Origin of the sequence: Streptococcus sp. 20925_1_69 (assembly GCF_041432365.1) — a bacterium.
Lineage (GTDB): Bacteria > Bacillota > Bacilli > Lactobacillales > Streptococcaceae > Streptococcus.
In genome coordinates this window covers 1-1,157 of sequence record NZ_JAPVZL010000027.1, presented here as the reverse complement: position 1 = coordinate 1,157, position 1,157 = coordinate 1, and the positions used below count along the sequence as shown (strand labels likewise).

General features: G+C 42.5%; 1 pseudogene. It reads right to left on the bottom strand.

The window, feature by feature from the left end:
* Nucleotides 1-1,157 (bottom strand): annotated as a pseudogene (locus O3601_RS09330) (hypothetical protein); the annotation flags it as partial.

Below are 1,157 nucleotides of genomic sequence, written 5' to 3'. Positions count from 1 at the left end.
ACTGTAACATCACCTGTATCTGGATTTTGTTCCAAGTCTACTGTCGGTGTCTTACGTGCTGGAGTAGTTGCTGGCACTGGTTGTGATGGTCTCTTATTCGGTTCTGTTACTGTACCTTCTCCTTCGATTTTTCCTTTTGGAAGACTATCATTCGGTACTATTCCTGAACCGTCTTCTCCGATGATAACCTCGATTGGAGTATCATTATCACCCGGAATAACTACCTTCGTTCCTGGTGGATATGTTCCTACCACTCCAGGTTTCTTCGGTGTGACAATCGCATCTCCATTTGGTTGCTGAGTAATACCAATTGAGACTGGTCGCTCCGTTTGTGGTTCATTTGGATCTAATTTTTTAGGTGTCTTCACTTGAACTTCTTCAGGTGTTTTCCCTTTTTCAATAATCTTACCTGTTCCCGGAATATCTCCTTCTGGCAGATCACTGTTTGGTACTGTTCCTTTTCCATCTTCACCGATTGTGACTGTGATTGGTTTTCCGTCTTTACCTGGAATTTCTACTACTGTTCCTGGTGGGTAGGTTGAGCCATCTGGTTTCTTCGGTGTGACTGTAACATCGCCAGTGTCTGGATCTTGTTCAATTTTGATTGTCGGGATCTTACGAGCTGGTGTTGTTACTGGCACTGGTTGTGATGGTTCTTTATTCGGTTCTGTTACTGTACCTTTTCCTGGTAAATCACCTTTAGGTAACTTGTCATTTGGAACTATTCCTGAACCATCTTCACCGATTGTAACGACAATTGGATTACCATCCTTACCTGGAATTTCTACTACTGTTCCTGGTGGGTAGGTTGAGCCATCTGGTTTCTTCGGTGTTATTACTGCATCACCATTTGGTTTGCGTGTGATATCGATTGTAGGAGTTTGAGTTGTTGGCGTCTTAGGATCTGTTCCATTTTTCTCTTCATCCTTGTCTGGAATTCCATCGTTATCATCATCTGGATCAGTAACATCTGGAATACCGTCGCCATCTGTATCACGTTGAATTGTAACTGGAACATCCACTACAACTTCTTCATCACCATTCTTAACTTTAACTGGGATTGTAACTTTACGTTCTTCTTCTTTTGGTCCCCAATCTGTTACGCTTGGTGTTCCAGTTAAGTTACCATCGCCATCTACTGTTAAACCGTTAACTGG